Annotated in this window: 4 protein-coding genes and 1 pseudogene; 1 reads left to right on the top strand and 4 read right to left on the bottom strand. The window is 65.0% G+C overall.

The annotated features are described in order from the left end of the window. Positions 1 to 671, bottom strand: a pseudogene (locus DH10_RS29530) (pseudouridine synthase); the annotation flags it as partial. A 182-nt stretch (positions 672 to 853) separates the two neighbouring features. Here DH10_RS29530 and DH10_RS29525 point away from each other — a divergent pair. Beyond that, positions 854 to 1,306 (top strand): nucleoside deaminase, encoded by a 453-nt coding sequence (locus DH10_RS29525; protein ID WP_192250505.1) that lies wholly within the window; start codon positions 854 to 856, stop codon positions 1,304 to 1,306. A gap of 32 nt (positions 1,307 to 1,338) precedes the next feature. On the opposite strand, the gene DH10_RS29520 is transcribed toward DH10_RS29525, so the two are convergent. The 3 genes from DH10_RS29520 to DH10_RS29510 all read right to left on the bottom strand — a co-directional run bounded on the left by DH10_RS29520 (position 1,339) and on the right by DH10_RS29510 (position 6,243). After that, positions 1,339 to 2,016 (bottom strand): hypothetical protein, encoded by a 678-nt coding sequence (locus DH10_RS29520; protein ID WP_192250508.1) that lies wholly within the window; start codon positions 2,014 to 2,016, stop codon positions 1,339 to 1,341. Between the two features lie 203 nt (positions 2,017 to 2,219). Further along, a complete protein-coding gene (ileS, locus tag DH10_RS29515) occupies positions 2,220 to 5,195 on the bottom strand; it encodes an isoleucine--tRNA ligase (RefSeq protein ID WP_192385631.1) in 2,976 nt (991 codons plus the stop codon). A gap of 250 nt (positions 5,196 to 5,445) precedes the next feature. After that, a complete protein-coding gene (locus DH10_RS29510) occupies positions 5,446 to 6,243 on the bottom strand; it encodes a MipA/OmpV family protein (protein WP_192250513.1) in 798 nt (265 codons plus the stop codon). Positions 6,244 to 6,452: the final 209 nt, after the last annotated feature.

Genomic DNA, 6,452 nt, shown 5'->3' with positions numbered 1-6,452 from the left:
CGCGGGCGCGGCTTGAAGCCGCCCTGCCTGGGCGCGGTGTCGCGCGGCGGACGATCGCTGAAATCGCGCTTTGGGCGCTCCGCGAAATCACGTTTGGGATGGTCGGCGAAGTCGCGCTTGGGACCATCGAAGCGCCGTTCGCCGCGCTCGCCTTCGGCGGCCATCGGCCGATCGCCGCGCGGCGTGTAGGGTTTGCGTCCTTCGCGCTTGTCGAAGGGCTTGCCGTCGCGCGGCGGTCCTTTGCGGAACGGTCTTTCGCCACGCTCGCCGCCCTCGCCGACTTCACGTGGCTTGTAGCTGCGCTTGAAATCCCGGCGCTCGCCTTCGGCCGCCACCGGCCGATCGCCATGTGGCGTATAAGGTTTTCGCGCGCCTTCACGCTTCTCGAATGGCCTGCCCTCGGGGCGCGGTCCTTTGCGGAACGGCCTTTCGCCGCGTTCCGCGCCCTCGTCGCGTGGCTTGTAGGCCCGCTTGAACTGGGGCTTCTCGCCGTCGGCGGCCAACGGCCTGTCGCTACGCTGTGAGTAGGGCTTGCGCGCGCCATCGCGCTTCTCGAAGGGCTTGCCCTCCGAACGCGGCCCTTTGCGGAACGGCTTGTCGCCGCGCGGCGCCGGTTTCGATCCGCCTTTGCGCGGTCCCTTTTGTCGTGATGATTTCTTATCGTCGTCCATATGGATCTTGCTCGTCTTGGACTGCTACAGCGCACGCGCCCCTTCGGACGCGCAATGCAGGCAGTGTCATCTTGATTTTGCGCATGCAGCAGCGCGGCAAAAACCGATTCCGGTTTTCAGGGTCACGCGCTAGATAACAGGATCACCGTCGGGTGGCGAGGAGTAATCGGAATGGAAAGCGCGTGAAGCGGCCGGATTTCATGGCTTTGGCGCTCAAGGAAGCCGAGGCGGCCGCAAGCCGGGGCGAAGTTCCGGTCGGCGCCGTGATCGCTTACGGCAACAATGTGGTGGCGAAGGCCGGCAACCGCACGCGCGAGCTCGCCGACCCGACCGCGCACGCCGAGATGCTGGCGATCCGCGAAGCCTGCCGCAAACTCGCCAGCGAGCGGCTTACCGGTCACGACCTCTATGTGACGCTGGAACCTTGCGCCATGTGCGCCGGCGCCATTTCCTTTGCGAGACTCCGGCGGCTTTATTTCGGCGCCGCCGACGAGAAAGGCGGCGCGGTGGTCAACGGCGCGCGCTTCTTTGCCTCGCCCACCTGCCACCATGCGCCAGACATCTATTCGGGGCTAGGCGAAAGCGAAGCGGCCCTCATCCTGAAGGATTTCTTCCGGGAGAAGCGGGAAATCTAAGGCTGCAGCGCGGTTTGAAGACTGCGGGACGCTTACAGGCCCAGCCAGTCGAACCAGCCGCCGCCCTTCTTGCCTTCCGCCTGCGCCTTGAGCCGGCGCTCCTTCTTGTACTCGTCCTCGCCGAGCTCGTTCTGCGGCGCGGTGTCGGCAGCCTGACGATAGGCGAGCGGCGGCTCGCTCAGATATTTGCGGACATTGGGATTGCCCTGCTTCTGCTCCGCGAGGCGGCGCTGGATCTCGGCGGTGCGGGTCGCGCTGGAATCGTCCGGCGACCAGCGCGGCGGGTGGCTGGACGCAGAATCGGCCATCGCCTTCTTCACCGCCACCGGATCGGTCTGCACGTCCTCGACGGCCTCCGGCTGGTAGTTCGGATCGTTCTGGTGGGCGGTCGCGTCGGCGCGGATGCGGGCGCGGCGCGCCTCGGGCGATTCGGGCCAGTCGGCGCTCGCCGTCTGGATGCTTTCCTGCGGCGGCGGCAGGTTTTCCTTCTGGCCGGGAGCCGGCTTCACCAGATCGGGGCGCGGCTTGTAGTCGATAGGATCGCGGTGCTTCGGCGTGATCGCAATGGCGCCTGAAACGTCGTCGGCGAGCTGCTCGGCGGCGGTCTTGTCCGTTCCGTAGGTCGGAGAGCCGACGCAGCCCGACATGGCAAAGGCCGACACCACGAGCGGCGCCAGCAGCGCGGCGCGCGCAAAAGTCTTTTCGGTCATGCCATACAGTCCCACTCTAGCTGCCTCTGATCGCCACCGGCCAACGGCGCGGTCCCCGTCATCCCCGCACTTGCGATGGAAATCCGGCGACAATTTGTCTGCCGGAGTGTCGCGTGTTTACCTCAACCACTTGTTAAGGGCAACGCGCGGGCGGATATGGGCCGCCCGGCGTGGCATTTCTGCACCGGCTTATAAACAGGTGCCTACAAACGCCCGAGCGCTTTCAGCTCATGCAGCACCGTGGCGTCGCGGGCCGAGACATCCGGGAATTCCGAATCCTGCCCGACATCGGCCGTGTAGCGCCAAGAGCGCGCGCATTTGACCAGACCGCGGTCCTCGGCCTTTTCCACAACCACGGCGACGCCCTTGACGTCGTCGAGGGTAAAAGCGCCCTCAGGCGCCTTGCCATGCTTGATGACCAAGTCGCTGGTGATCGCCATCTCGGCCATGTCGACATCGGCGATCGCGGCTTCCAGCGCGGCATCGTCGATCGTGACCACCGGCACGGCTTCCAGCGAGGAGCCGATCAGCTTTTCGGCGCGCGCGATCTCGAGCGCGCCGGTGACGACGCGGCGCACTTGCCGGACCTTGCGCCACTTCTCGGCCAGCGCCTCGTTCCGCCAGTTTTCCGGAATGGCCGGGAACTGGTCGAGATGCACCGAGACGGCCTCGGGGTGGCGGTCGAGCCAGGCCTCTTCCATGGTGAAGGGCAGCATCGGCGCCAGCCACTTCACCAGGCATTCGAAGAGGTGACGCACGACCTGCACCGCCGCCTTGCGGCGCAGGCTGGAGGGCCCGTCGCAGTAGAGCGCGTCCTTGCGGATGTCGAAGTAGAAAGCCGAGAGCTCCACCACCATAAAGTCGAGCAGCGCGCGGGTGATGCGCTTGAACTCGAAGGCGTCGTAGCCCTGGCGCACCAACTCGTCGAGCTCGGACAAGCGGTGCAGCATCAGCCGCTCCAACTCCGGCATCTTGTCCAGCGCAACGTCCTCGCCATCGTCATGGGCAAGCGTGCCCAGCATCCAGCGGATCGTGTTCCTGAGCTTGCGGTAGGCGTCGATATTGGTCTGCAACACGTTCTTGCCGAGCCGCTGGTCTTCCCAATAGTCGGTCGTCACCACCCAGAGCCTGAGGATATCGGCGCCGGACTGCTTGATCACGTCCTGCGGCACGACGGTGTTGCCGAGCGACTTCGACATCTTGCGGCCTTCCTCGTCCATGGTGAAGCCATGGGTGATGACCGTGTCGTAGGGCGCCCTGCCCCTGGTGCCGCAGCTTTCTAGCAGCGAGGAATGGAACCAGCCGCGATGCTGGTCCGAGCCTTCGAGATAGACGTCGGCCGGCCATTTGAGGTCGGGGCGATCCTCCAGCGTGAAGACATGCGTCGAGCCGGAATCGAACCAGACGTCGAGGATATCCATCACCTGGTGCCATTTCGAGGCGTCATGATTGCCGAGGAAGCGCTCCTTGGCGCCGTCCGCGAACCAGGCGTCGGCGCCTTCCTTCTCGAAGGCGTCCATGATGCGCTGGTTGACCGCCTCGTCCTTCAGCACATTGCCGTCCTCGTCGGCGAAGACGGCGATCGGCACGCCCCAGGCGCGCTGGCGCGACAGCACCCAGTCGGGGCGTTCCTCGATCATGGCGCGGATGCGGTTCTGGCCGGCCGCCGGCACGAAGCGGGTGTCGTCGATCGCCTTAAGCGCGCGGCTGCGCAGCGTCGTACCGTCGCCGAGGTCCTTGTCCATATAGACGAACCATTGCGGCGTGTTGCGGAAGATGATCGGCTTCTTCGAGCGCCAGGAATGCGGATAGCTGTGCTTCAGCCGGCCGCGCGCGAAGAGCGCGTTGCGCTTGATCAGCTCCTCGATGACCGCCTGGTTGGCGTTGCCCTTCTTGCCGTTGTCGTCGATGACGCGCGCCGGCCCGCCCTCGCGGTCCGGGCCGAAGCCCGGTGCGTCCCTGGTGAAGAAGCCGGCATCGTCGACCGGGAACGGGATCGAGGTGTCGACGCCGCGCTTGAGCAGCTCGGCCACCGCATCCATCCAGGCGTCGAAGTCCTCGCGGCCGTGGCTGGGCGCGGTGTGCACGAAGCCGGTGCCGGCATCGTCGGTGACATGCTCGCCCGCGATCATCGGCACGGGGAACTGATAGCCGTCCGCAAGGCCCCTGAACGGGTGCGAAAGTGTCAGGCTTGCAAGCTGTTCGGCCGAAACGTTGTGAAGGCGGTTCAACGTGACCTTGGCCTTGGAAGCGGCGTCCTCGGCCAGCGCGTCGGCGAAGATCAGCTTCTCTCCGGGCTGCGGGCCGAAATCGTTCTCGGCCGCCGTCACCTCGTAGAGGCCGTAGGCGACGCGGGACGAAAAGCTGACGGCGCGGTTGCCGGGCAGTGTCCACGGCGTCGTCGTCCAGATGACGACATGGGCTTCTAGCAGGTCGAGCGAGGATTCGGACAATGCCGCCGCCTGCGCGTCCTCGGCGCCGGAAACCGGGCGCGCAAGGCTCGCGACCGGGAATTTCACCCAGATCGTGTCGCTCTCATAGTCCTGGTACTCGACTTCCGCCTCGGCCAGCGCGGTGCGCTCGACAACGCTCCACATCACCGGCTTGGAACCGCGATAGAGCTGGCCCGACATGGCGAACTTCAACAGCTCGCCGGCGATGCGCGACTCGGCATGATAAGCCATCGTTGTGTAAGGGTTGTCGAAATCGCCGATGACGCCGAGGCGCTGGAACTCGTCGCCCTGCACCTTGATCCAGTGCTGGGCGAAGTCGCGGCATTCCTTGCGGAACTCGTTGACCGGCACCTCGTCCTTGTTCTTGCCCTTGGCGCGATACTGCTCCTCGATCTTCCATTCGATCGGCAGGCCGTGGCAGTCCCAGCCCGGCACGTAATTGGCGTCGTAGCCGCGCATCTGGAAGGAGCGGTTGATGACGTCCTTGAGGATCTTGTTCAGCGCATGGCCGATATGGATGTTGCCGTTGGCATAGGGCGGGCCGTCATGCAGCACGAATTTCTCGCGCCCGGCGGCTTCCTCGCGGAGCTTGCGATAAAGGTCCATGTCCTGCCAGCGCTTGACCAGGCCGGGTTCCTTCTCGGGCAGGCCGGCGCGCATCGGGAAATCCGTCTGCGGCAAATAGAGCGTTCTGGAATAGTCGATCGTTTCAACGGTGTCGGTCATTGGTCTGCCATGTGCATTGCCCGGCGGCGGAAAGGCTCGGGCGTTGAACTATCATCATCTGGAAAAAGCGCGAGGGCCACGCGCAAAAGTCCCGGCGGCTCCGGCGGCTCTCAGGCCACCCGGAACACCGGGCTCGTAATTCGTATCGCAATCGCAAACAGGCGCGAAAAGCTCGTCATGGCGTGGCTTTTAGCGGATGGCGCGGCAGGAATAAAGCGCGGATTTCAAGGCAGAGCGCTGGTTTCTTGCCCTACATCGAGAAATTGAAGCGGTAGGTGGTCGAGACACCGACTGTCCACTGATTGCGGTCGCCGCGCTGCTTGACCAGGCTGGAATCGGCCGCCGGCCCCATCAGGCGCGAATATTCGGTGAAGACGCTGGCCGTCATCGGCTCGGTCACTTTCCAGGTGATCGCGCCGCCGAGGCCCGTCGACTTCAGCCCGCCGCCCGGATGGTATTCGCTCAAGCCCGAAGCCGCCGCTTCCTTGGCGTTGACGCCGTAATAGGCGTCGAAATAACCCGACGAAGCGAAGGATACGCGGGGGCCGCCGGAGATGCGCACCGTGGGCGTGACGTCGTAGAAGGCGTCCGCCGCGATGTCGGCGACGAAGCCGTCATGGGCACGGATGCCGTGCCTCAACTCCGCACGCGCACGCATCCAGTCGAAAGGATAGAATTCGAAGAAGCCGCCCGCCTCGCCGCCCCAGCGCACCGGGTCGAGGCCCTTCAGCTCGTCCTTGCTGTCGCGCGAGAACAGGAACTTGCCGGTGAGGCCGGCGCGCACGCTGCCGTCGTCGATCAGCGCCAGCGAGATGTTGTCGTTGCGCGAGGTGAAGCGCGCCTCCGGACCGGCCTTGCCGAGCGAGATGATGGGCTGGGCGCTCAGCATGTACTTCTTGCCGCCTTCGAAATTCGGCGCGACCAGGCCGGTGGCGCCGAGCGTCAGGTACCAGTCGCCGGAAATCCAGCTCCCCTCGCCCGCCCGGGCTGAGGAGACGGCCATCAGGCCAGAGGCGAGAACCAGCGGAATCGTCCCGACAATACGCATCGTCACCCCTTACGCGAAACAGGCCGGCAGGAACACCCGGCAGCGCTCAAGCCATGACGCGAGTTCGGTAAAATTTGACTTAAGATCCGTAACAGTGGCGACGGCGGCTGGACTGCTTGGTTCCCACTGATTCAACGACTCGCGTTGTCGCAAATTCAAGACGTCCGGAACGCGCCGATATCGTTCTCTAATGGGTCAAGGGGCGGCGG

It is taken from the genome of Mesorhizobium silamurunense (assembly GCF_014843825.1).
In the GTDB taxonomy this organism is placed as follows: domain Bacteria; phylum Pseudomonadota; class Alphaproteobacteria; order Rhizobiales; family Rhizobiaceae; genus Mesorhizobium; species Mesorhizobium silamurunense.
The sequence above is the reverse complement of the archived record's forward strand: the minus strand, read 5'-3'. Positions and strand labels throughout refer to the sequence as shown.